This is a genomic window from Flavobacterium sp. XGLA_31 (genome assembly GCF_051547105.1).
GTDB lineage: Bacteria > Bacteroidota > Bacteroidia > Flavobacteriales > Flavobacteriaceae > Flavobacterium.
The window spans coordinates 259,805-283,846 of the sequence record NZ_JBPTTM010000003.1 but is presented as its reverse complement, the minus strand read 5'-3'; the positions used below and the strand labels follow the sequence as shown (position 1 = coordinate 283,846).

General features: G+C 37.9%; 20 protein-coding genes and 4 tRNA genes. 19 read left to right on the top strand and 5 right to left on the bottom strand.

The window, feature by feature from the left end; all coding sequences use genetic code 11:
• Positions 1-39: 39 nt before the first annotated feature.
• The 3 genes from ACSVH6_RS07750 to lysS all read right to left on the bottom strand — a co-directional run bounded on the left by ACSVH6_RS07750 (position 40) and on the right by lysS (position 2,734).
• A complete protein-coding gene (locus ACSVH6_RS07750) occupies positions 40-402 on the bottom strand; it encodes a hypothetical protein (RefSeq protein WP_438077187.1) in 363 nt (120 codons plus the stop codon).
• Positions 403-477: 75 nt separating this feature from the next.
• Positions 478-933 (bottom strand): hypothetical protein, encoded by a 456-nt coding sequence (locus ACSVH6_RS07745; protein WP_438077185.1) that lies wholly within the window; start codon positions 931-933, stop codon positions 478-480.
• Positions 934-1,042: 109 nt separating this feature from the next.
• A complete protein-coding gene (gene lysS, locus ACSVH6_RS07740; RefSeq protein ID WP_438077183.1) occupies positions 1,043-2,734 on the bottom strand; it encodes a lysine--tRNA ligase in 1,692 nt (563 codons plus the stop codon).
• 321 nt (positions 2,735-3,055) lie between these two features.
• Between lysS and lipB the strand changes: the two genes are divergently transcribed.
• Entirely contained in the window at positions 3,056-3,748 is a 693-nt protein-coding gene (lipB, locus tag ACSVH6_RS07735; protein WP_438077181.1) for a lipoyl(octanoyl) transferase LipB, read from the top strand.
• A 13-nt stretch (positions 3,749-3,761) separates the two neighbouring features.
• Here lipB and ACSVH6_RS07730 read toward each other — a convergent pair whose 3' ends face one another.
• Positions 3,762-4,361, bottom strand: a complete 600-nt coding sequence (locus tag ACSVH6_RS07730; RefSeq protein WP_438077179.1) for a ribonuclease HII — start codon at positions 4,359-4,361, stop codon at positions 3,762-3,764.
• Positions 4,362-4,533: 172 nt separating this feature from the next.
• On the opposite strand from ACSVH6_RS07730, the gene ACSVH6_RS07725 reads away from it, so the two are divergent.
• From ACSVH6_RS07725 to ACSVH6_RS07705, 5 genes are all read left to right on the top strand, one after another.
• Positions 4,534-7,629 (top strand): SusC/RagA family TonB-linked outer membrane protein, encoded by a 3,096-nt coding sequence (locus ACSVH6_RS07725; protein ID WP_438077177.1) that lies wholly within the window; start codon positions 4,534-4,536, stop codon positions 7,627-7,629.
• An 11-nt stretch (positions 7,630-7,640) separates the two neighbouring features.
• Positions 7,641-9,251, top strand: a complete 1,611-nt coding sequence (locus ACSVH6_RS07720; RefSeq protein ID WP_438077175.1) for a RagB/SusD family nutrient uptake outer membrane protein — start codon at positions 7,641-7,643, stop codon at positions 9,249-9,251.
• A gap of 116 nt (positions 9,252-9,367) precedes the next feature.
• Positions 9,368-11,230, top strand: coding sequence for a S8 family serine peptidase (locus ACSVH6_RS07715; protein ID WP_438077173.1), 1,863 nt, complete (start codon positions 9,368-9,370; stop codon positions 11,228-11,230).
• Between the two features lie 105 nt (positions 11,231-11,335).
• Positions 11,336-13,276, top strand: a complete 1,941-nt coding sequence (locus tag ACSVH6_RS07710) for a putative porin (protein WP_438077171.1) — start codon at positions 11,336-11,338, stop codon at positions 13,274-13,276.
• 220 nt (positions 13,277-13,496) lie between these two features.
• Positions 13,497-14,858: a pyridoxal-phosphate dependent enzyme gene (locus ACSVH6_RS07705; protein WP_438077169.1), complete on the top strand. Its 1,362-nt coding sequence runs from the start codon at positions 13,497-13,499 to the stop codon at positions 14,856-14,858.
• A 27-nt stretch (positions 14,859-14,885) separates the two neighbouring features.
• Here the strand turns inward: ACSVH6_RS07705 and ACSVH6_RS07700 are convergent, their stop codons facing one another.
• On the bottom strand, positions 14,886-16,565 hold the full coding sequence (locus ACSVH6_RS07700; RefSeq protein WP_438077167.1) for a GLPGLI family protein: 1,680 nt from the start codon (positions 16,563-16,565) through the stop codon (positions 14,886-14,888).
• Positions 16,566-16,619: 54 nt separating this feature from the next.
• Here ACSVH6_RS07700 and ACSVH6_RS07695 point away from each other — a divergent pair, with 54 nt between their 5' ends.
• From ACSVH6_RS07695 to secE, 13 genes are all read left to right on the top strand, one after another.
• A complete protein-coding gene (locus tag ACSVH6_RS07695) occupies positions 16,620-17,888 on the top strand; it encodes a DUF2851 family protein (RefSeq protein ID WP_438077165.1) in 1,269 nt (422 codons plus the stop codon).
• A 4-nt stretch (positions 17,889-17,892) separates the two neighbouring features.
• Entirely contained in the window at positions 17,893-18,120 is a 228-nt protein-coding gene (locus ACSVH6_RS07690) for a PspC domain-containing protein (protein WP_121311682.1), read from the top strand.
• A 3-nt stretch (positions 18,121-18,123) separates the two neighbouring features.
• Positions 18,124-19,005, top strand: coding sequence for a helix-hairpin-helix domain-containing protein (locus tag ACSVH6_RS07685; protein WP_438077163.1), 882 nt, complete (start codon positions 18,124-18,126; stop codon positions 19,003-19,005).
• A gap of 16 nt (positions 19,006-19,021) precedes the next feature.
• Positions 19,022-20,194, top strand: coding sequence for an acyl-CoA dehydrogenase family protein (locus tag ACSVH6_RS07680; protein WP_438077161.1), 1,173 nt, complete (start codon positions 19,022-19,024; stop codon positions 20,192-20,194).
• 332 nt (positions 20,195-20,526) lie between these two features.
• Positions 20,527-20,721, top strand: coding sequence for a 30S ribosomal protein S21 (rpsU, locus tag ACSVH6_RS07675; RefSeq protein ID WP_438077159.1), 195 nt, complete (start codon positions 20,527-20,529; stop codon positions 20,719-20,721).
• 68 nt (positions 20,722-20,789) lie between these two features.
• Positions 20,790-21,683, top strand: coding sequence for a tyrosine-type recombinase/integrase (locus tag ACSVH6_RS07670; RefSeq protein WP_438077157.1), 894 nt, complete (start codon positions 20,790-20,792; stop codon positions 21,681-21,683).
• Between the two features lie 36 nt (positions 21,684-21,719).
• Positions 21,720-22,022 carry a ribosome hibernation-promoting factor, HPF/YfiA family gene (hpf, locus tag ACSVH6_RS07665; protein ID WP_438077155.1) on the top strand — a complete coding sequence of 101 codons (303 nt, stop codon included), beginning with the start codon at positions 21,720-21,722 and terminating at the stop codon, positions 22,020-22,022.
• Positions 22,023-22,113: 91 nt separating this feature from the next.
• Positions 22,114-22,187: transfer RNA gene (locus tag ACSVH6_RS07660), tRNA-Thr, on the top strand.
• A 29-nt stretch (positions 22,188-22,216) separates the two neighbouring features.
• Positions 22,217-22,298, top strand: a tRNA-Tyr gene (locus ACSVH6_RS07655).
• Positions 22,299-22,369: 71 nt separating this feature from the next.
• Positions 22,370-22,441, top strand: a tRNA-Thr gene (locus ACSVH6_RS07650).
• A 55-nt stretch (positions 22,442-22,496) separates the two neighbouring features.
• Positions 22,497-23,684, top strand: a complete 1,188-nt coding sequence (tuf, locus tag ACSVH6_RS07645) for an elongation factor Tu (protein ID WP_438077153.1) — start codon at positions 22,497-22,499, stop codon at positions 23,682-23,684.
• A 63-nt stretch (positions 23,685-23,747) separates the two neighbouring features.
• A tRNA-Trp gene (locus ACSVH6_RS07640) sits at positions 23,748-23,818 on the top strand.
• A 17-nt stretch (positions 23,819-23,835) separates the two neighbouring features.
• Positions 23,836-24,033 carry a preprotein translocase subunit SecE gene (gene secE, locus ACSVH6_RS07635; RefSeq protein WP_438077151.1) on the top strand — a complete coding sequence of 66 codons (198 nt, stop codon included), beginning with the start codon at positions 23,836-23,838 and terminating at the stop codon, positions 24,031-24,033.
• The last annotated feature ends 9 nt before the right edge of the window (positions 24,034-24,042 follow it).

The following is a 24,042-nucleotide window of genomic DNA, read 5'->3' as shown; positions in this document are numbered from 1 at the left end:
CCTCTGAATTTTCAGAGGCTTTTTTGTGGTTATTATAAATTAGTTAACTAGTCTTGTAAATAACTCTTTATTTTTTTCTAATTTTTCTGTTTGCTCAGCGTTTAAAGAAGCTCTTAATTTTGCCTCAATAGTACTGGATAAAGCTTGCTTTCTTTCGGCAGACAGAGCCGTTTCTTGCTGTGTTTTATATTTTAACTCAAAAAGTCTGTAAAAATTTTCAGTCTCCGTTTGGGTTAATTTTAAATAATTTGCCAACTCAGCAGCATCTTTTTTGGCTAATTCGCCTGGCGTAGCGGTAGCGGTTTTTACAGGAGTTGCAGTAGGAGTAGCTTTTTTATCTTGTGCAGTTGCATTTATAGAAAAAGCTAACATTAATGTTAAAGCAGCAATTAATTTTTTCATTTTGATATTTTTTTTAGTGAAATAATATCCTCAAAACTAAGGTGTTTTTATTTCTTTTCAAAATTTATTTTTAATTTACCCTTTTTTTAACGGTTGCTCTCCTTTTTCTGGCGATTTATCCTCTCTCATTTCTAACATTTTTTCTTTCAGAGAAGCTTTTCTTTCTTCGCGGATTTTTTCCCACTTGGCAAACTGTTCAGGGGTTAGTATTTTTTTCATTTCCGCACTTGTTGCCGCTTGTTCTTTTTCCATGTTGGCTTTAGCTTCTTCTCTTTTTTGAGCTCTCATTTCTCTCGTTTCTTTCATCTCTGCTCTTTTGGCTTCTCTTTTTTCCACCTCTTTAGCCACCAAAACTCTTACGTCTTTTACCTGCTTTTCATTTAAATCCAAATCTTTAGTGAGTCTTTTTACCTGAAGATCGATTTTTTGGTCAGTAGTTAATTTTTGGCGCGGTTCTTTTTTTGTTTCTTTTTCTTGAGCAAATGTTGTCATTCCGACAACTAATAGTGCCATAACAAGTAGTCTTTTCATTTTATGTTTTTTAAATTAATTTGCAGTAGGACAAAGATGGAAATAAATGGTTTAATCTTTAACAAAATTTTATAAAAAAAGGAACTTCAATGAGTTCCTTTTTTTATGTTTAGTTCAAAACCACTGTTTTGTTATCGCCTTCAACAACAACTTTGGTTAGTCCGTGTTTGGCTAGACCTTTCATGGCGGCATCCCATTTTTTGCCGCTTAAGGCTGATTTGTCTTTTAACTGAGTCAGTCCCTGATGGTTTTCTGTCTTTAATAGGCTGATGATGAGTTTCTCGTCTTCGGTTAATTCTACTTGTTTTTTCTCCGGACGCATTTGCGGGAAGAATAACACTTCCTGAATAGATGCGTTATTGGTCAGGAACATAATCAATCGATCCATTCCGATACCCAGTCCTGAGGTAGGAGGCATGCCGTATTCCAAGGCTCTTAAGAAGTCGTTATCTATAAATTGAGTAGCTTCATCGTCTCCTCGTTCTGCTAATTTTAGTTGTGCTTCGAAACGTTCTCTTTGGTCAATAGGGTCGTTCAATTCCGAATAGGCATTCGCAATTTCTTTCCCACATACCATTAATTCAAAACGCTCTGTTAATTCCGGATTGTCCCGGTGCTCTTTACAAAGCGGAGACATTTCTTTAGGGTAGTCAGTAATAAAAGTTGGTTGAATAAAATTACCTTCACATTTAGCACCGAAAATTTCATCTATTAACTTGCCTTTCCCCATGGTTTCATCCACTTCAATCCCCATGCTTTTGGCAGCGGCAAAAAGTTCCGCTTCACTTTTGCCAGATATATCAAAGCCTGTAAATTGCTTGATGGCATCGGTCATGGTCACTCTGGCATAAGGAGCTTTGAAGTTCACTTTATGTTCACCAAAAGTAGCTTCAGTGGTTCCGTTTACTTCTTTGGCACAATGCTCTAATAAGTTTTCGGTGAATTCCATCATCCAATTGTAGTCTTTGTAGGCTACATAAATCTCCATGGCAGTAAATTCAGGATTGTGAGTTCTGTCCATACCTTCATTGCGGAAGTTTTTAGAGAATTCATACACTCCGTCAAAGCCGCCTACAATCAATCTTTTGAGATACAATTCATTGGCAATTCGCATGTATAGCGGGATGTCTAAGCTGTTGTGGTGCGTAATAAACGGACGTGCAGCAGCCCCACCGGCAATTGATTGCAATACCGGAGTTTCTACTTCCATATAGCCGGCTGCGTTGAAAAAGTTACGCATGGCGGTGAATAATTTGGTTCTTTTGATGAAAACTTCTTTTACATGAGGATTTACGACTAAATCCACATAACGCATTCGATACCGCAATTCGGCATCATTAAAAGCATCATGTACTTTGCCGTCTTCGTCAACTTTTGGCAATGGTAAAGGGCGCAGCGTTTTACTTAAGAAAGTAAAGTTAGAAACGCGAACACATTTTGCACCAACCTGAGTGGTAAATAATTCTCCTTCAATTCCAATAAAATCACCTAAATCGGTTAGTTTTTTAAAAACCTGATTGTACAATGTTTTGTCTTCACCCGTACAAATCACATCCCGATTGAAATACAATTGAATTCTCCCCTCGCTGTCTTGTAATTCAGCAAAAGAAGCCTTTCCTTGATCACGCACACTCATTAAGCGACCGGCCAAGATTACCTGTTTCCCTTCTTCGAAAGTTTCCTTTATCTGTTTGGAAGTGTGGTTTACGGGAAATAAATTCGCCGGATAAGGGTTGATGCCCAATTCGCGCAAGGCAGTTAGTTTTTCTCTTCTGATAATTTCTTGTTCGGAAAGTTGCATATCGTATTGTATTTAAGCGTGCAAAGATAGGGATATTTTGAAAATGTAGCAATGTCAAAATAAGCGTATGCTGAAAGGAATTAGTGTTTACAGTTGTTTGGTGCAATGATAAGCTATAACTAAAACAAAAGTATGCCAAGTCTAATGAAAATAAAGGTTTTATTAGACTTACATTAGACTTGGGTTAGACTTGGATTAGACTTGGTCCGAAGAAAATAGTAATTTCTTCCGCCTTTTTACATTTGTATTTAGCTTTTTTGGGATTTGATTAATAGGAGGCTGATTTTATTATTAGTAATTTTGTGCACACAATGTATGGTCATGAATAAAAAAATCCAACTACAGGACTTAGGCGCTAAAGATTACAAGGCAACTTGGGATTATCAGGAAGTACTTTTTAAAGAAATCGTTGATTTGAAAATTCAGAAGCGGAATCTGCCTGAAATTGTAACACCTAATTATTTTTTGTTTGTTGAGCATCCGCATGTATATACCTTGGGGAAAAGCGGGGATATGTCTAATCTGCTGCTTTCCGAAAAACAACTGCAAGATAAAGGAGCAACTTTTTATAAAATCAACAGAGGAGGAGATATTACTTATCATGGTCCCGGGCAAATTGTAGGCTATCCGATTTTGGACTTGGAAAATTTCTTTACCGACATTCATAAGTACCTCCGATTTTTGGAAGAAGTTATTATTTTGACTCTAGCGGAATATGGGTTAAACGGAACCCGAAGTGAAGGAGAAACCGGAGTGTGGCTTGATGTGGGAACTCCGTTTGCCCGTAAAATTTGTGCCATGGGAGTTCGTGCCAGTCGCTGGGTAACGATGCATGGATTTGCTTTGAATGTGAATGCTAATCTGGGTTATTTTGATAATATTATTCCGTGTGGTATTAAAGGAAAAGCAGTAACCTCACTTCATGTAGAACTTGGAAAGACGATTGATGAGGAAGAAGTAAAGTCAAAAATTATCCATCATTTTGCCACGCTTTTCGATTCCGTTTTTGTGTAAAGAACTAAGACTGTTACAATTCTAATTTTAGTTGTTCCGGCAGCAATCGGAATGACATTCGATGGTATTTCGTTGTTCCGTATTTCCTTATGGCTTCTCTGTGTTCTGCAGTAGGGTATCCTTTGTTTTTTTTCCAGTTATACATCGGGAATTCTTCATGAATTTGGTTCATGTATTCATCACGATAGGTTTTTGCCAAAACAGACGCGGCAGCGATACTTAAATACTTGCTGTCTCCTTTTACGATAGTCGAAAAAGGAATGTTGTTCACGGTTTTGAATCGGTTACCATCAATGATGATATAATCGGGTGTAGGATTTAGATTGATAATACACTGTTGCATTGCTTTTATCGAAGCATTTAAAATGTTAATTTCATCAATGATTTTATGGTCCAAATGAGTTACAGAGAAGGAAACAGCTCTTTGCTCAATCAACGGTTTTAATTTTTCTCTTATTTTCTCAGAAAGCTGTTTGGAGTCGTTTAATAGCTCTAATGAAAAATCCAGGGGAAGTATTACGGCAGCGGCAGTAACCGGCCCGGCAAGACAGCCTCTTCCGGCTTCATCGGTGCCGGCTTCAAAAGGAAAATCGGAAAATTTCAGCTTTAGCATTTCATTTTTTTGTTAAAAATATAAAAAGATACGCAACTATTTAAACTATTTTTCATCGTAAAAAACAGTTAGTAAAACGAGGCATCATCTAATTTATAATTAATTGCTAATATTTGGTTAATTAAGAAATAATTAAGAAGTTTGCAAAATAACTAACTCAAATAAAATTAATATGAGATCGAAGTTCAAATGGATTTTTACGCTTTTATTAGCGTTTACAATGCAGTTTTCGTTTGCACAAGAGAAAACTGTTACGGGTGTAGTTTCAGATAAAACTGGAACACTTCCCGGCGCAAATGTTGTTGTCAAAGGCACCAAGCGAAGTGCGCAAACCGATTTTGATGGGAAGTATACCATCACAGCAAAAGCAGGTGAAGTTTTAGTGTTTTCTTTTACTGGTTACAACAATTCAACAGTAACTGTGGGAGCTGCTAATTCATACAATGTTAAGCTAGTAGAAGAAAGTGTAAAGTTAGAAGAGGTTGTTGTTGATGGTTACCGAACCACTAAAAGAGCCAAGTCTGCAGTTGCACAGACTACAATTAATGCTAAGGTTCTTCAGGATAGACCTAATGCGAATTTCATACAATCGCTTCAAGCTCAAGTACCTGGTTTGTACATAGCGCAATCCTCAGGATCGCCAGGATCAAACAAGATTACTTCACTTATCAGAGGTATATCAAGTTTGAATGGTAATACTGAGCCTGTATATGTGATTGATGGTATTGCTGCTAATTTGCAGATTTTTAGAAGTATTAATCCAAATGATATTGAATCTGCTACAGTTTTAAAAGATGCGGCAGCTACAGCTATTTATGGAAATAGAGGAGCGAGTGGTGTAATTGTTATTAAGACTAAAGGAGGTAAGTATGATTCTAAGCTAACTGTTAAATATTCAGGATCAACTGGTTATACTACATTGCAACAAAACAGATATCATATCACTGATACAAAGGAAATTCTAACATTAGAAAGAAGTTTACTAGTAGGAAAAGGAGGTACACAAGGAACTGGACCAGGAGGTGCAATGACTGATGCAGAGATTAATAGTTTTCCAATTAATACAAACTGGAGAGATATTTTCTTCAGAACTGGTGTTACAACCAGTCATGATGTCAGCTTTAGTGGAGGGACTTCAAAGACTACCAACTTTACTTCTTTTGGATATTATGAGCAAGAGGGTATCGTTCCTAATACTAATTTCAAGAGATTTAGTGTAAGATCTAATTTTACGGGAAAATCAGCTAATGATAAATTTAATTACGGAACAAATATTTATGCTTCTTTTTCAAAAAGAAATCAGCTAGATCAAGAGACAAGAACTGATATTAATGCTAACGTTTTACAAAATCCTTTACAAGGTATTTTGTCTTCGCTACCATATTTGGATCCAAATACTTATGTAAGTGGACAGCAATTAGTAGATGATTTTGGTGCTCCAAGTTTCCAGATTACGCCATTCATGTTGATGGATTATCTTAAAGAAGGTAATGTGCCTAGACTTTATGATGAAACCAAATTAAATTTCACTGCCAATGGAAGTTATAATTTGACAAAAAATTTAACTTATTCTACAACGGCTGGGGTTGACTATATTCAAGAGTTTAGAGATAATGCCCGTGCTCCACAGTCTTATTTGGCTATAGTGGCGACTCCTGCGGGGGCTGAGTTTGGAGGAAATGAAACTCAGACAAATAACAGAGACTTCTCTTTCGATATAACAAATAAGCTAAATTATAAAATTACATTAAAAGAAAAACATACTATTGAAGCTAATTTGTTTATGCAGTATGTAAAGATGCATAGAAAATTTTGGAGCTATGCACAGACAGGTTTAGATCCGAGAACTTGGGCTTTTGGAGCAGGAACCGGTTATATTCCGTTTAATACTGCGACGCCAGATTTCTACAAACCAGCTGTTTCAGCCGGTAAAGTTAATGCCGGTTTGTTGTCTTATTTTGGTACTGTTGATTATGATTATGATTCAAGATTTGGTATTGCTGCTACTTTAAGAAGAGATGCATCTTATAGATTTGATGAAAGAAACAGATGGGGTACTTTCTATTCTGTTGCGGGAAGATGGAATATCAGTAAAGAAAAGTTTATGGATAAGGCCAAATTTGTTGATGACTTAAAGTTAAGAGTTTCTTATGGTACCACAGGTAATCAATATATTGCCGGAGGAGGTGGAGGTATTAACCCTAATTACTTATCTCCTAATTTAATCAGAGATACAAATGGTACATCAACAGCTTATGGATCCGCTCCGGGTCTTGATGTAGCAATTATTGCAAATCCTAATGACAAATGGGAAACAACTACTCAGACCAATATCGGTATTGATTTTGGTTTGTTTGACAGGTTATCAGGATCATTTGATGTCTACAGAAAAAGAACGGATGATTTATTTGATCAAATCAATCTTTCAGCGGTTACCTCTCAATGGTCAATAGCAGGAAATAATGGTTCATTGCTTAACAAAGGTTTTGAATTAGCTTTGAAATATGATTTGGTTAAAAAAGGAGAGTTTAAAGTTGATTTGTTTGTAAATGGCGCTTATAATAAAGCTACTTATTTAACTACAAATTTGCCAAATAATGCTGATGAATTGGGTGGAAATTCAATTAGATATGTTGATGGATTATTAGGTGAATATCACTTGGCTCCTTATGTAGGGGTTAATCCAGCAAATGGTAATTTACTTTTCTTAGATATTAATAACAATCTTACGGAGAATATTTCTGATGCTGACAGAAGAAAAACCCATAAATCTCCTTTCCCTACTTATCAAGGAGGTTTTGGATTTAATGCATCTTACAAAGGCTTTTTTATTAATTCACAATTCTCTTATGCAGCAGATGTATGGAGATTTGATTTTGACTTAACCAACTTGTCTGACCCAACTCAAATCGGAACTTTTCCAGTGACTAATGATTTGTTAAATGCTTGGACTCCGACAAATACCAATACAAATGTTCCTTCGTTAACTGCAGATCCGTCAAATTTGTCAAATGGAGATACATTCTCTGACAGATGGTTAAGAGATGCCTCTTATGTTAGACTTAAAATGTTTACTATTGGATATAGTGTTCCGTCAAAATTATTGCAAAAGACAGGTTTAGATACAGTTCGTATTTACTCTAATTTTGAAAATTATGTTACATGGACAAAATGGAGAGGTCTAGATCCAGAAAGTATTGGAGGAAGTAATCAAGGTGGTTATCCTTCACCTAAAACAGTTTCAGTTGGACTTGATATACAATTTTAATAATAAAAAATATGAAAAAAATTAAGTATTTATTCGTTTTGATTTTTTTAGGAGCATTTTTATCTTGTGAAGATGCTTATAATATTGTTCAAGATGGAGAATTTGGTGAGGAAGCAACCTTTAAAACGGTTGATGATATGGAACTGTATTTAAACGGTGTTTATGATTATGCAAGTGATCTAGCCGAAATTAAATTTACAGCTATTATTACTGACGAACTTGGTGTTGGAAATCAAAATGCAGGTCAAGATAAAGAATTGGGAGGTTTTATTTTAAATTCTAATGAGGGATTAGCGGATAATATTTGGATATCTCAGTATTCTTTGATTAACCGTGCTAACAGATTGTTGAGAGGAGCCACTAGAATTACTCCAGATGCCAGTGAGGTGGACAGATACAATTCTATTATTGGTCAGGCTAGAGCTTTAAGAGCTTACGGTCATTTTCAATTGTTAACTTACTTCTCAACTGATTTAAAAGATGACAATGCTTTAGGTGTTATTTTAATGGACAGGGTTCCGGATACTTTTGAAAGATTACCTAGAAACACCAATGGTGAGGTTTTTGCATTGATTGAATCTGATTTACAATTTGCAGAAGACAATGTAATTGACAGAGATATGACAACAGCGCCTAATTCTAAGCCTTGGACTTATATCAGCAAAAATTTTGTTAATGCTTTAAGAGCCAGAATGTATGCTTACAGAGGTAATTATCCTTTAGCAAAACAATATGCGGATTTAGCTATTAATAATGCTGGAGTTACCCTAGCCTCTGCAGCTGCTACTCCTTTTTCTGCAGCTAATTTCTACAATCCAACTTCGACGACCAATCCGTATCGTAGAATGTGGCAGGATTTATCCCGAGGTGAAATAATTTTTTCTCTGGATAGACCAGCAGGTACTGAAACGGTTGCCAGTATATTTTATTTTAACAGAACACAGTTCTCTGGCGGACCTTTCCATGACATGGGGAGAAATTTGTTTAATTTAATGGATTCATCAGCGGGTAATCCACTTGCTACTGGTGTTGTTGGAGATATTAGAGCTTATGCCTTTATTGATCCTACCAGTAAAGTGGATCAAGCAGGACCTGTAATTACGGGTGTTGCGGGATCAGCACCATATTATACTGATAACAATCAGGCTTTTGATGTTTACAAAGCAACTGATGTGTTGTGTATTGACAAATACCCAGGTAAGCCGGGTAATGATTTAGGTAATGATTTAAAAATATTCAGACTTTCTGAAATGTACTTCATTAAAGCTGAGGCGTTAGTAGCAGAGGGAGATTTAAATGGTGCAGCAACTATTTTAAAAACTATCAGAGATGTTAGAAATAAAAACGGAACTGCACAGCCACTTCCAAATTATGCTAATGCTACCGAAGCTTGGGCAGACATTTTAAAAGAAAGAAGAATTGAGCTTTGTTTTGAAGGTCACCGTTATATTGATTTAAAACGTTTGGGTTCTTTAGCTAACGTTGGTATTGACAGATATTCCAGAGATTGTGAATCATTAGGTGCTTGCAGTATTGATTTGACAGACTATAGATTTACGATGCCAATTCCTATAAACGAATTAAATGCAAATCCGAATATGGTTCAAAATCCAAATTACTAGATTTGTTTAAAAAATATTTGTGAAAGCTATCCTAATTGGATAGCTTTCATTGTATTATTTAAATATATTTGTACTCTATAAATTTGGAATACTTTACTAATTAATAAGAAATTAAAATGTATAAATACATACTTTTGTTTTTGGGTGTGTTTACTGTTCAAGGTCAAACGGTAAATGAGAGAGATAGAATTGTTAAAACCTATGACAATGCCTTAATTGCTTATAATAAAGAGCAAGCTGTTAGGTTTTATGATGAGCAGCAAAAGCGAATTGCTGAATATGTAGCGAAGCATCCTTACGTTAAAAGCGATAGAAAATCTTTGCAAAGAATAGAAGATGATGGCACGCCAATTTTCTATACTATTTACAATCAGGGCTCTTCTAATACAATTTCCACTAATAAGTTATATCCTGGTGGAGCATTAGGGTTAAGTGTGTCAGGAACTGGAATGACAGCCGGGGTTTGGGATGGAGGTAAGGTAAGAGATACTCATGTGGAATTCGCTAACAACAAAGTTATATTGAGTGATGCAGCAGCTACTTTAAATTTTCATTCCACTCATGTAACCGGGACTATTATAGCTACCGGAATCAGTCCGACAAGAAAAGGGATAGCATATAATGCCCAAGCGAAAACATATGATTGGGATTCTGATTATCTAGAGATGCTTGATTTTGGTAGCCAGGGATATCTCGTTTCCAATCACTCTTATGGATATGTTGCCGCTGATTTACCTTATAATACATTTGGTTCTTACGACACATCTTCCATTGAGGATGATAATGTGGCTAATGCTTACCCATACTATCAAATTGTAAAGGCGGCAGGGAATGATCGAGACGATACAACAATAGGGCAAGTTTTAGGTAAAGGAGGTTACGATTTACTTACCGGATCAGCTTGTTCAAAAAATGATATTGTTGTGGCTGCAGTTATGGAGGTGTCAAATTATTTAAATGAAAGTAGTGTTGTAATGTCTTCCTTTAGTAATTTCGGACCTACTGATGATGGTAGAATAAAACCAGATATTTCGGCTAAGGGTGTCAATGTGAATTCAACTAATAGCACTGGTAATAATTCCTATATCGTATTGCAAGGAACCTCAATGGCTGCCCCTGCTATTACAGGTATGATTCTTTTATTGCAAAAACACTTTAATAATTTGAATCCTGGGACATTTATGAGAGCATCCACGGTGAGAGGCTTGATTTGTCATTCGGCTAAAGAAGCAGGATACAATCCAGGACCTGATTATGAATATGGCTGGGGGTTGGCAAATGCCGCTGCCGCTGCCAATATAATAACAAATAGAAATGTATCTACGATTTTAGAAGAAAACACTTTGGCTAACGGGGGAACTTTTACTAAACAAATTTCTATTTCATCTGTTCAGGACTTAGCGGCTACTATCTGTTGGACAGATCCGACTGGGAATTCTAATGGTACAGCTGAAGATAACAGAACCCCAAGATTAAAAAACAATCTTGATCTTAAAATTTTAAAAGATGGGAATATCTACTATCCTTGGAAATTAGACGTAGAAGATCCAACAGCAGGAGCAACAAATACAGGAGATAATAATGTGGATAATGTTGAAAAAGTGCAGATTTATGGGGCAGAACCAGGAGTGTATACCATTCAGGTTACCCATAAAGGAACTTTAACAGGCGGTTCACAAGTGTTTTCATTAATCGCTAACAGCGCAAACGGACTCAGTTTGAATACCCGTGACTATGACTTTGATAATAGTATTTTTGTTTATCCAAACCCGGCATCATCAGTTTTGAATTTCAGTGTTAAAAATAATATCGAAATTAAAACAGTTACGGTAAATGATATTTCAGGAAAAGAAGTTTTCAGAAGTAACAGTGCGCTAGATCAAAATCAAATCAATATTGCTAATTTGTCTGCGGGAGTCTACTTTGTAAGCTTCCAGTCAGAAAACAACACGGTGACTAAGAAATTCATCAAAGAATAACTTTGTTAACTCTTTTATTCTAAAACCATCCTGATTTGTCAGGATGGTTTTTTTATGGTTTTATTCCAAATTGTTTTGTGTATTTTTGCTTCGAAATTTATTCTAATGCGCAATTTACTACTAGCTGTCTTTTTGTTTATTTCTTTTCCAGGCTTTGCTCAGGTAAAAAGTACTGAGCCTGCTAAAGGAAAAGATAAAAATGGGAAAACTATTCCGCCGGCCGGAAAGGCTGCGAAAGCAACCTTCGACGAATACAGAATCATCACATTGCAAAGGGACACTACTTATGTGGATACTTCGCTTACCATAAAAAAGGAATACGAATACAATTACCTGCGCAAAGATTGTTTTGGGTTGTTGCCGTTTGCCAATGAAGGGCATACCTACAGCGTGCTCAATTTTGGTTTGAAGCAGTTTACGGCTTTTCCCGAGATAGGATATTCCGGAAAACAGTTCAATTATCTTACCGTTAAGGATATCAAGTATTATTCGGTGGCCACTCCGGTTACAGAGCTCTATTTTAAGACCGTAATGGAGCAAGGTCAATCAATAGATGCCTTTGTAACTCTCAATACCTCTGAACGCTTTAATATGTCGATTGCCTTTAAAGGATTGCGTTCTTTGGGGAAATACATTAATCAGTTATCCAGTACCGGGAACTTTCGTTTTACATCGAGCTATAATACGCTCAATAAAAGATACTATCTCAATGCCCATTTTACCGGACAGGATTTTTCTAACGGAGAAAATGGGGGAATCACCACCCTTGAAAATTTTGAGAGTGAAGACCCTGCTTACCAAAACAGAGCCCGCTTACAGGTGTACCTTACAGACGCAAAATCGTTCCTGAAAGGCAAGCGCATTTTCTTTGACCACAATTTCAGAATCAACGCTACCAAAGGCAACAATAATCTCTACCTGACGCATCAATTCAATTACGAGAATAAATACTTTGAATACAGTCAGCCCACGGTAACCTCTACCGTAGGAACAGATCAAGTGTATCACTTTGGTGATTCGTATGTAACGAGTAATGTTAAAGACAAAGTTCATTACAACAAAATGTACAACAAAGCCGGAGCTATTTATGAAAATTCTTTACTTGGAAAATTCCAATTCTTTGTTGAAGATTACCGTTATAACTACTACTACAACAAAATCCTTATCCTTGATAGCGGCATCGTGCCCAGTTCGCTCAACGACCGCATCAATACTGTGGGAGGACAATACGAATACCGCAAAAACAAATGGAACGGAACCTTTTTGTATTCCAATTCCATTTCCGACCAGTCGCTGAGTAATCTGGATGCGCAATTACACTACCAGTTGAATAACAAAAACGGATTTGTATTCCAATACCAGATGCTCAATAAACTTCCGGATAACATTTACAATCTGCACCAAAGCAGTTTTGTAGATTACAATTGGCACCACAACTTTAAGAATGAAAAAATAAACAACTTTCAAGCCACTGCCAAAACCCAATGGTTTGAGGCTTCGGTTCAGTTGACCTCCTTAAACGACCATTTGTATTTCAGCAATGATGCCACTGACGCGCACCAACAGCTTATTTCACCCAAACAATACGACCAAGCCATTAATTACCTTTCGGTAAAAGTAGGGCGTGAATTCAAGTGGTGGAAACTGGCATTAGACAATACAGTCTTGTATCAACAGGTTGACCAGAATGATGCCATTCTCAACGTGCCTAAAGTCGTGACGCGTAACTCGTTGTATTTTACCAATTACTTTTTCAAAAAAGCCCTGTATCTGCAAACTGGTTTTACACTTAACTATTTTACGAAGTTTTACATCAATGATTACAATCCGGTCACTACGGAAGCGTTTGTACAGGATACCCGAAAAGTGGGTGATTTCCCTATGCTCGATTTCTTTGTCAATGCCCGAGTGCGCCAAACCCGCATTTTCCTGAAAGCCGAACATTTTAACTCCAAAATGACCGGCAATAATTTCTACACGGCACCCAATTATCCGTATCGCGATTTTATGATTCGCTTTGGGTTGGTCTGGAATTTTTTCCAGTAAAAAGTTGAGAAACGAATCGTTCGGGAATTACCTGCCAGTGTCATTCCTGCCATCCGCGCTACACGGTAGCAGCTTCCATCAGGGTTACTGAATAAACCATTTGATTTTTTGGAAACGTTCAGATTATCTATACCTTTGTTGGATTATTTTTTAAAACAAGCAATTCTCATAAAGACCCGAGTTTGCTGTAATATGATTTTATAATACTTATTCGAAACGAATGAAATACGCAAAAAATATATTAGAAACCATAGGAAACACTCCATTGGTAAAACTGAATAAAGTGGTAGAAGGAATAGATGCTTTGGTATTGGCCAAAGTAGAGACCTTCAACCCCGGGAATTCAACCAAAGACCGTATGGCACTGAAAATGGTAGAAGATGCTGAAGCTGACGGAAGACTAAAGCCGGGTGGCACTATCATTGAAGGAACTTCAGGAAACACCGGAATGGGATTGGCATTGGCTGCCATCATCAAAGGGTATAAATGTATCTTTGTCATCACCGACAAGCAATCGAAAGAAAAAATGGACATCCTGCGTGCTGTGGGAGCCAAAGTAATCGTTTGTCCTACCGATGTAGAGCCTACCGATCCTCGTTCGTATTACTCCGTGTCGAAACGCTTGAGTACTGAAATCCCCAATTCCTGGTATGTAAATCAATACGACAATCCGTCTAACGCTAAAGCACACTATGAGCAAACCGGTCCCGAAATTTGGGAGCAAACCGATGGCAAAGTGACTCACTTTGTGGTAGGGGTAGGAACGGGAGGGACTATTTCAGGTATTGGGAAGTATTTAAAAGAAAAGAATCCGAACGTTAAAGTATGGGGAATCGATACCTATGGTTCGGTGTTCAAAAAATATCATGAGACCGGTATTTTTGACGAAAACGAAATTTACTCCTATATCACCGAAGGAATCGGAGAAGATATTCTGCCTAAGAATGTTGATTTCTCGGTCATAGATGGCTTTACCAAAGTAACTGATAAGGATGCTGCTGTGTATACCCGAAAAATTGCTTTGGAAGAAGGTATCTTTGTTGGGAACTCTGCCGGTGCCTGTGTTAAAGGGTTGCATCAGTTGAAAGAACATTTCAAACCCGAAGATGTCGTAGTAGTGTTATTCCACGACAGTGGCAGCCGCTATGTGGGTAAAATGTTCAACGACGACTGGATGAGAGAGAGAGGCTTTTTGGATGAAGAAATCACCAAAGCCGAAGATGTGATTAAAGATCATAAAGACAAACCATTGGTGATTGTGCGTACCGAAGAATTGGTTTCCCACGCCATCGAACGTTTGAAAAAATACAATATCTCACAAATTCCGGTGATTGATACTACCGGGTTTGTCGGAAGCATTGACGAAACCGATTTGTTCCGAAGCTACGTGGAAGACAAAAACATAGCCGACCGACCGATTCGCGAGATTATGGGTAAACCTTATCCGATAGTGAATGCCAACGCGCCTATAGAGGAAATCTCGAAGTTGATTAACAAAGACAATCAAGCTGTTTTAGTTGATTTAGGGAATGGTAAACACCACATCATTACGAAGCATGATATTATCAGCTCGATTAAATAAAAAAAGCCTCGCTTAGCGAGGCTTTTTTTATTCTCCAATCAATACACCCGAAATATTCCAAGAACTGAAGCTGGTGCCTTCCGGTGCGCCCTGAGGAATTTTGATTTGGAGGGTATGTGTACCTGCTTCCAAATTCCCCAAATCAATGAAGACCGGATTTGTTAAAGTTCCCGGACACCAGTTGGCCCGGCTGTAATCGGAAGAGGATAAACCGTTAGGGAAATTGCCCGAAGCCGGGTTGGATAAACGGTAGGAACCGCAATCCTGACGCCAAGGGGTAAAGCTGAAGATTTCTTTTTCATTCAGATAAACGGCATTTTTCTTTGGTACAAATTCATCGCCATTTTCCCAACCGCCGTGACCGGTAGTGATGTAACGCAACTTGGCATTATTGAGTGGTTTGTCTAAGGTAAAAGTAACCACCAGCCCTTTGTCGTTATTGAACATGGTGCCATATTCCTGTCCGGCCATTTCCATGATGTTGTTGGTACAAAACAACGGAACCACTTTGGAGGTAACCGCTTTAGTTGCTTCTTCGGAATGAATGGTGATGTTGGCTGAGACTTTGTGTCCTCCTTTGTCATAATTGCCAATGTTGATGCCTATCCATACTTCTTTGCCGCTCAAAAGACTTCTCAATTCAGATATGTCCTGACGGTACAACACGTTATCGGCCCAGGTTTTATCTTTTAGCTGCAACGTGTTGTATTGTTTTACGCCAAACGGGGTGTAAAAACGCATCAGTTCCACTACCGGGTTGTAGTTTTGAGTGGCCACTACACCCTGATAGTCTTTGCCGTTTCCGTTGTTGTAGATTGGCAGTGCCTTGATGCCATTTTGCAGCCCGTCTAAATACGATTGGGCTTTATCGGTCGGAATGATGAAAAAAGAACCCGTGCGGTCGTAAGCATCGCCATTGGATTGTTCGGTTACGTCTGCAAAGATTTGACTGCCGGGTTTGATTTCGGGGATTTTTATTTTTCGAACGGCTATGGTTCCGTTGGCAAAACGCAGTATGCTGTCGTTTGATTTAGCTCCGTTTAGTTCGGCTTTGCCTTGGGTGGATTGGTCGGAGAAGTTGATGATTTGATCTTTAAAAACAGGAATGGTAGTGAAACGGCTTTTCCAAAGTAAATCTTTATAGGAGAGTGCGTCAACCGTTTTTTTAGAAGGTTCCAGTACCGGAAAGGTCTTTATCTTTTCGATTTTGGTTGCCGCAATAACAAAGTTGCCGTTGCGCACCATCTCCAGTACCAGTCCCAGATTTTGTCCCAGTACACCCGGAGCTCCTTTCACAGGCAGGCCAGTAGTATACCAAAGTTCTATGGTGTTGGAGTTGATGATGGTTTTTGCTTTTTTGCAAGGGTATCCCAATATTTTTTTGGTGTCGGGCAGCAATTCAAAAGTTTGTTTCGCCAATGAAGTACTGTCTTTGGTGCTGATGGTTTCCTTTTCATTCAATACGGCTATCTGACGAAAAGCGTTCGAACTTCTGTCGATTACTGTTTGCTCAAAAGGATATGTGGCTTTGTTATTCCCAATATTTTCCGAGCTGATGCGTGTTTGTTCGGTATTGGTAAAAACCCAAATCGGATCTTGGTCTTCGATCAGACTCCCATTGGAACTTCTCAGGTACGTGATTTTAAAATTTTGCGAAAATGATGTCCCACCCGCAAATAAAAGAAGTATAAAAAGTAATTTTTTCATTACAATATTATTTTATAAAAGTAAATTTCTTACTTTAGTGTAAAAATTCATCCCGTGAAAGAGGATTTTCTTCATTATGTATGGCAATATAAGAAGTTTGTGTTTTCCAACCTAACCACGGTGACAGGAGAAGTTCTTACGATTGTCCATTGCGGGCAGTATCTTAAACAAGCCGGGCCGGATTTTTTTAATGCTCAAATCACCATTGGGGATCAAAAGTGGGCAGGTAATGTAGAAATTCACGTCAACTCTTCGGATTGGTATTTGCACCGACATGAGCATGATGTGAATTATGACAATGTCATTTTACATGTGGTTTGGGAGCATGATATGCCTGTGTTGCGAAAAGATAATACAGAGATCCCTGTTTTGGAACTCAAGCACTACGTCGATCAAGAAGTTTTGAGGCATTATCAGACGTTGATGACTCCAAAGACATGGATTTACTGTGAGAATCAAATAGAGCATATTGACGATTTTGTATTGCATAACTGGCTTGAACGAATGTATTTTGAACGATTGGAACGCAAAGCCATTGGAATAGAGCAGCTATTAGAATCTACTGGAAATGATTGGGAAGCGGTATTGTTTTGTATGCTGGCCAAAAATTTCGGATTGAATACCAATGGTGATTCTTTTTTGAAAATGGCACTTGCTATTCCGTTTCACCTCATTCGAAAAGAGCGTCAGGAGGTGGAAAATCTGGAAGCATTGTTTTTAGGTTTGGCTAATTTATTTTCTGCGGAACCGGAAGACCGCTATGCCAAAGATTTGAAACAACGGTTTCTTTATATGTTACAGAAGTATCAGCTCAAGCCCGTGTTGATGGCTCCGGTACAGTTTTTTAAGCATCGGCCCGATAATTTTCCGACGATTCGGTTAGCCCAACTGGCCTTGTTGTATCACCAGCAAACGCAGCTCTTTTCCAAACTTTTAGCCGCTCAAACACTGAATGACTGTTATCGGTTGTTTGAAGGGAGTGTTTCGGATTACTGGTTGACCCATTATCAGTTGGATAAAGAAAGTCCTAAAAAGAACAAGCCGTTTTCTAAATCCTTTATGGATTTGTTGGTTGTTAATACGCTTGCACCTATTCAATTTGCCTATGCTAAAAGTTTAGGAAAAGAAATTCCGGAGCATCTTTTGGGTTTATTACAAATGATAGCGCCGGAAAAGAACAGTATCATCGAAAAGTTTGCTAATTTTGGAGTGGCGGCGGAGAATGCCTTTGAAACGCAATCCCTGCTGCAGTTGAAAAACGAATATTGCAATGCAGGCCGCTGTCTAGAGTGTGCACTGGGTGTTGCCCTGTTAAAATCTTAAACTTATGTCACCAGTTATTCAATTAAAATATTTCTTTGAAAAGCATGGGTTTCATGTGTCCTCACGTCTTGCAGATAAGTTGGGGATGCGTGCTTCCAATGTGCGCTTGTTTTTTATTTACATCACATTTGTAACTGCAGGACTTTGGTTTGGGGTGTATTTAACTTTGGCATTTTGGATTAAACTGAAAGATTTGATTCGGGGGAAACGCACCTCGGTTTTTGATTTATAGCGGATGAGTAAAAATAATTTCATAGTGCAATCGGTTTTGAACTACTCTAAAAGCCAGCGTATCGGAATTATTTTGTTCTTCCTTACAGTCTTTATTTTACAAGGGATTTACTTTTTCGCGGATTTTCAAACCGTTACTCAAGACTCGAAAGAAAAGTTGGCTTGGTTGTCGCACCAAAGCGAAATTGACAGTCTGAAACTGTTGAAGAAAAATTACCAGCCGGTACTTTATCCATTCAATCCTAATTTTATTACTGATTTCAAAGGCTATAAATTAGGGATGTCTGTAGCAGAAATAGACCGACTGCTTACTTACAGAAAGCAAAATAAGTTTGTCAATTCGGCGGCAGAATTTCAACAAGTCACCAAAATCTCGGATTCGTTACTTCGTGTGATTTCTCCTTACTTCAAGTTTCCGGATTGGGTTACCAACAGAAAAGTGCATTTGAATGCCTATACTAAAACTGAATTTGCAAAAAAAGATAAGCCGGTAATTTCAGATATCAATCAGGCTGCGAAAGAGGATTTGATGAAAGTATACGGAATCGGTGATAAGTTATCGGATCGGATTTTGGAACAACGGGAAAAACTGGGCGCTTTTGTCAGTATGGAGCAAATGCAGGATGTCTGGGGGCTGTCTCCGGAAATCATTGAAAAGCTGAATGCTTCTTTTGCCGTAAAAACTACCTCTAACCTTAAAAAGATTAATATCAATACTGCTTCGGTTAAGGAACTTTCCCAGTTTCCTTTTTTCAAATACCAATTGGCTAAAGAAATCGTAATTTACAGAACCATGCACGGTGATTTAACTGTTGAGGAGCTGTCAAAAATTAAAGGATTTCCTGTTGATAAGATACAAATAATTGCCTTATATTTGGACTTCTAAAAAATAGCCCTAGTATATGAATTCAACATACTTTACAGAAGAACACCAATTATTCAGACAAAGTTTACGAGATTTTTTACAGATAGAAGTTGTGCCGCACATTGAGAAATGGGAAAAAACAGGGACAATAGAGCGCTTTATTTGGAAAAAGTTTGGTGAAATGGACTTCTTTGGCATCGCTTACCCAGAAGCCTATGGGGGATTGAATTTGGATTTGTTTTATACGGTAGTTTTTTTAGAGGAACTTCAAAAAATAAAATCATCCGGTTTTGCGGCTGCTATGTGGGCGCATGCTTATTTGGCTATGACGCATTTGAATGCTGAAGGCGATGAACGCATCAAACAAGAGTATTTAGCCCCCAGTATTTCAGGTGATAAAATAGGTGCGTTGTGTATTACGGAGCCTTTTGGCGGAAGTGATGTGGCAGGGATGCGAACCACTGCGGTGAAAAAAGGAGATAAATATGTGATTAACGGATCGAAAACATTTATCACTAATGGCGTTTATGCAGACTACTATGTAGTAGCTGCTAAAACCAGCCCGGAATTAGGTAATAAAGGAATCAGTATTTTTTTGATGGATACCAATCTAAAGGGTGTTTCTGCTACCAAATTGGACAAACTGGGTTGGAGAGCTTCAGATACGGCAGAGATTGCCTTTGACAATGTTGAAATTCCGGCAGAAAATCTCATGGGAGAAGAGGGAAAAGGCTTTCCGTATATCATGCAGCATTTTGCCTTAGAAAGATTAATCATGGCGGTTAATGCTCATGCCAGAGCAGAGTATGCCATTGAATATACGATTGATTATATGTCCCAGCGCGAAGCATTTGGTACTACTATCAATAAGTTTCAGGCTTTGAGACATACGATGGTAGATCACGCTACCGATGTTGAACATTGTAAAGTATTCAATTACGCTGCTGTTGCCCGATTAAACCAAGGGGAATATGTGGTAAAAGAGGCTACGATGGCCAAACTAAAATCGACTAAAGTAGCGGATGAAACCATTTACAGCTGTTTGCAGATGTTGGGTGGTTATGGTTATATGGAAGAATATCCCTTGGCGCGTTTGTTACGCGATAGCCGTTTGGGACCAATAGGAGGCGGTACTTCGGAAATCCTGAGAGAGATTTTGTCCAAAATGATTATAGACAAACAAAATTATCAGCCGGCTGTAAAAAAATAAGAAGGTTGTAGGAGGTAAAAGATAACAAACCAAGAAATGAGCGATTGTTTCTTGGTTTTTTTATTTTATAAATGGAATAAAGCCGAATGTCCACAAGACATTTATTCCGCAAATGCTCCATACAGTGCGACCTTCGGTCTTAAGTCTCCTCATTAATATCAAATATTAGCGATTGAAGCAAAGTGCCGTGCGCTGCGGAAAGTGCGGGTCTCGTTTTTAGAACGAGACAATGCTGAAAAATGCTAAATGAAACTTTTTTGTCTTTGTTCTTGTTTGTTGTTTCTTTTTTCCGTTATCTTTGCGCCCACTAAATGAGAGGAGGTGTCTAAATTATGTTGATTATACCAATTAAAGACGGAGAAAACATTGATAGAGCATTAAAGCGCTACAAGAGAAAATTTGATAAAACCGGAACTGTAAGACAACTTAGAGCGCGTCAAGCGTTTACTAAGCCATCTGTAGTGAGAAGAGCTGAAATCCAAAAAGCACAGTACATTCAAAACTTAAGAGACAGTTTGGAAGGATAGTTAAATTCCTGATAAGATGTAACTGCTGATACTTAAAGTTTTCTAACTTTGAGGTCAGCAGTTTTTTTATGAAAAATTCTAAAGATACTTTTCGCGATTATTTGTTGTTGGAGAAAAATTATTCCCAACATACTGTTCTTGCTTATTTGAATGATCTTGAATCTTTTGAGGTGTTTTTGTCTCATGCATTTGATGATAATCGTTTAAACTCTGTAAACTACAATCAGATTCGTGCCTGGATTGTCTCTCTTTCTGATGATGGAATTTCCAATGCTTCCATCAACCGGAAAATATCTTCTCTAAAGTCGTTTTATAAATTCTTACTCAAAACAAAACAAATTGAAGTCAGTCCGCTTTTGAAACACAAAGCACTCAAAGCACCCAAAAAACTTCAGATTCCCTTTTCGGAAAAAGAGTTGGATTTGGTTTTGAATCAAATTCATTACACCAATGATTTTGACGGTCTTCGGGATAAACTTGTGGTGGATTTGTTTTACACTACCGGAATCCGAAGGGTAGAATTGATTGGGTTAAAAGTTCAAGATGTTGATTTGTCGAACAATACCCTAAAGGTTTTGGGGAAGAGAAATAAAGAGCGGATTATTCCTATACTGCCCGTAGTTGTGCCTCAGATAAAAAAATACCTGTCCGAAAGAGCACAGCTACAATGTCTTACGGATACAGCGTATTTTTTTCTGTTGTCAAAAGGCGTTAAATTGAATAATTCGTTTGTTTATCGTTTAATAAATTATTACTTTAGTAATGTCTCTGAGAAGGTAAAAAAAAGTCCGCACATCTTGCGGCATACGTTTGCAACTCACCTTCTGAACAACGGGGCAGATATAAATTCAGTTAAAGAATTATTAGGACATTCCAGTTTGGCATCTACTCAGGTTTATACCAGCAGCAGTTTAGCAGAGCTTAAAAAAGTTTACGGTAATGCCCATCCCAGAAATAAGTAATGATTCGGAAAATGTTAAACCAATAAAAATTTGATTATGAAGGTAAATGTTAATGCAGTAAATTTCGCTGTCGACAGAAAACTGGTTGATTTCATCAATGAAAGATTAGGAAAACTTGAAAAATATTATGATAAAGTAGTGTCGTCAGATGTTTTTTTGAAGGTTGAGAAGACCAGTGAGAAAGAAAATAAAATTGTAGAGGTTAAAATTCATGTTCCCGGTGATGATTTTATGGTGAAGAAACAATGTAAAACATTTGAGGAAGCGGTTGAGTTAGCAGCGGAATCTTTAGAGCGATTATTGGTAAAAAGAAAGGAAAAAATCAGAACTCACATATAAAATAAATTTTTTTATAAAAATGTTTTGATTGAAAGATAAAATCCATACATTTGCAGTCCGTTAGAAATAGCGGACTTTTTTTATTGCATATGCCAGCGTAGCTCAGTTGGCTAGAGCAGCTGATTTGTAATCAGCAGGTCGTGGGTTCGAATCCCTCCGCCGGCTCAAGATAAGGTATTGAAATAGAAAAAGTTGGGGAGATACTCAAGCGGCCAACGAGGGCGGACTGTAAATCCGCTGACTACGTCTTCGCAGGTTCGAATCCTGCTCTCCCCACAAATGGAATTTAGAAATAGGGGTTTGGAAGTTTCTGAATTCTGATAGTCTAACTTCTGGACTAGGCACAAGCCGACTTAGCTCAGGGGTAGAGTGCTTCCTTGGTAAGGAAGAGGTCACGGGTTCAAATCCCGTAGTTGGCTCAAAATTGTAAAATTTGAACACTAATATATAAACTAAGATTAAAAATTAAGTAAAATGGCAAAAGAAAATTTTAATCGTTCGAAACCACACTTAAATATAGGTACTATCGGACACGTAGATCACGGAAAGACTACTTTAACTGCAGCTATCACTAAAGTATTGTCTGATGCGGGTTATTGTCAAGCGAAATCATTTGATCAAATTGATAACGCTCCGGAAGAAAAAGAAAGAGGTATTACTATCAATACTTCACACGTTGAGTACGAAACTGCTAACCGTCACTACGCTCACGTTGACTGTCCAGGTCACGCGGATTACGTTAAGAACATGGTTACCGGTGCTGCTCAAATGGACGGTGCTATCTTAGTAGTAGCTGCTACTGACGGACCGATGCCACAAACTCGTGAGCACATCCTTTTAGGTCGTCAGGTAGGTATTCCAAGAATCGTAGTATTCATGAACAAAGTGGATATGGTTGATGACGCGGAATTATTAGAATTAGTAGAAATGGAAATCAGAGACTTGTTGTCTTTCTATGAATATGATGGAGATAATGGTCCTGTAGTTCAAGGTTCTGCTTTAGGAGGATTGAATAATGATCCTGCTTGGGTACCAAAAATCATCGAATTAATGGAAGCTGTTGATAACTGGATTGAAGAGCCAGTACGTGACGTTGCTAAACCATTCTTGATGCCGGTTGAGGACGTATTTACAATTACAGGTCGTGGAACTGTTGCTACAGGTCGTATCGAAACTGGAGTTGCTAATACAGGAGATCCTGTTGAAATCATCGGTATGGGAGCTGACAAATTAACTTCTACTATTACTGGAGTTGAGATGTTCCGTAAAATCCTTGACAGAGGAGAAGCTGGAGATAACGTTGGATTACTTTTAAGAGGTATCGATAAAGCTGATATCAAAAGAGGTATGGTTATCATTAAGCCAGGTTCAGTAAAACCACACGCTAAATTTAAAGCTGAGGTTTATATCTTGAAAAAAGAAGAAGGTGGTCGTCACACGCCATTCCACAATAACTACCGTCCGCAGTTCTACGTACGTACAACTGACGTAACAGGAGTTATTTCTTTACCAGCTGGTGTAGAGATGGTAATGCCAGGTGATAACTTAACTATTGAAGTTGCTTTGTTGAGCCCAATCGCTATGAACGTAGGTTTGCGTTTCGCTATCCGTGAAGGTGGTAGAACGGTTGGTGCAGGTCAGGTAACTGAAATCTTAGACTAATTATCTATTTAAATCAATAATCCAGCAGAGAGCCTTTTGGTTGCTCTGCTGGTTTTTAATGAAACGGGCGTAGTTCAAGGGTAGAATAGCGGTCTCCAAAACCGTTGATGGGGGTTCGAATCCCTCCGCCCGTGCAAAAAAAACATTTACAATGGCAAATATTGTTAATTATATATCAGAAGCATTTGAAGAGTTAAAAACAAATGTTACTTGGCCGGAATGGGCTGAAGTTCAAAAGTTCACTATTGTAGTGGCTGTGTTTTCAGTAGTTTGTGCTTTGGCAACATGGGGAATTGACGAAATGTGTGCAAAGGCAATTGCCGGGATTTTTAATTTGATAAAATCATAATTTCTCTGA

Excerpts from the sequence above, each read along its gene's own strand:
- ACSVH6_RS07750 (WP_438077187.1), bottom strand. The coding sequence starts at position 402 with ATGAAAAAATTAATTGCTGCTTTAACATTAATGTTAGCTTTTTCTATA.
- ACSVH6_RS07745 (WP_438077185.1), bottom strand. The coding sequence starts at position 933 with ATGAAAAGACTACTTGTTATGGCACTATTAGTTGTCGGAATGACAACA.
- lysS (WP_438077183.1), bottom strand. The coding sequence starts at position 2,734 with ATGCAACTTTCCGAACAAGAAATTATCAGAAGAGAAAAACTAACTGCC.
- lipB (WP_438077181.1), top strand. The coding sequence starts at position 3,056 with ATGAATAAAAAAATCCAACTACAGGACTTAGGCGCTAAAGATTACAAG.
- ACSVH6_RS07730 (WP_438077179.1), bottom strand. The coding sequence starts at position 4,361 with ATGCTAAAGCTGAAATTTTCCGATTTTCCTTTTGAAGCCGGCACCGAT.
- ACSVH6_RS07725 (WP_438077177.1), top strand. The coding sequence starts at position 4,534 with ATGAGATCGAAGTTCAAATGGATTTTTACGCTTTTATTAGCGTTTACA.
- ACSVH6_RS07720 (WP_438077175.1), top strand. The coding sequence starts at position 7,641 with ATGAAAAAAATTAAGTATTTATTCGTTTTGATTTTTTTAGGAGCATTT.
- ACSVH6_RS07715 (WP_438077173.1), top strand. The coding sequence starts at position 9,368 with ATGTATAAATACATACTTTTGTTTTTGGGTGTGTTTACTGTTCAAGGT.
- ACSVH6_RS07710 (WP_438077171.1), top strand. The coding sequence starts at position 11,336 with ATGCGCAATTTACTACTAGCTGTCTTTTTGTTTATTTCTTTTCCAGGC.
- ACSVH6_RS07705 (WP_438077169.1), top strand. The coding sequence starts at position 13,497 with ATGAAATACGCAAAAAATATATTAGAAACCATAGGAAACACTCCATTG.
- ACSVH6_RS07700 (WP_438077167.1), bottom strand. The coding sequence starts at position 16,565 with ATGAAAAAATTACTTTTTATACTTCTTTTATTTGCGGGTGGGACATCA.
- ACSVH6_RS07690 (WP_121311682.1), top strand. The coding sequence starts at position 17,893 with ATGTCACCAGTTATTCAATTAAAATATTTCTTTGAAAAGCATGGGTTT.
- ACSVH6_RS07685 (WP_438077163.1), top strand. The coding sequence starts at position 18,124 with ATGAGTAAAAATAATTTCATAGTGCAATCGGTTTTGAACTACTCTAAA.
- ACSVH6_RS07680 (WP_438077161.1), top strand. The coding sequence starts at position 19,022 with ATGAATTCAACATACTTTACAGAAGAACACCAATTATTCAGACAAAGT.
- rpsU (WP_438077159.1), top strand. The coding sequence starts at position 20,527 with ATGTTGATTATACCAATTAAAGACGGAGAAAACATTGATAGAGCATTA.
- ACSVH6_RS07670 (WP_438077157.1), top strand. The coding sequence starts at position 20,790 with ATGAAAAATTCTAAAGATACTTTTCGCGATTATTTGTTGTTGGAGAAA.
- hpf (WP_438077155.1), top strand. The coding sequence starts at position 21,720 with ATGAAGGTAAATGTTAATGCAGTAAATTTCGCTGTCGACAGAAAACTG.
- tuf (WP_438077153.1), top strand. The coding sequence starts at position 22,497 with ATGGCAAAAGAAAATTTTAATCGTTCGAAACCACACTTAAATATAGGT.
- secE (WP_438077151.1), top strand. The coding sequence starts at position 23,836 with ATGGCAAATATTGTTAATTATATATCAGAAGCATTTGAAGAGTTAAAA.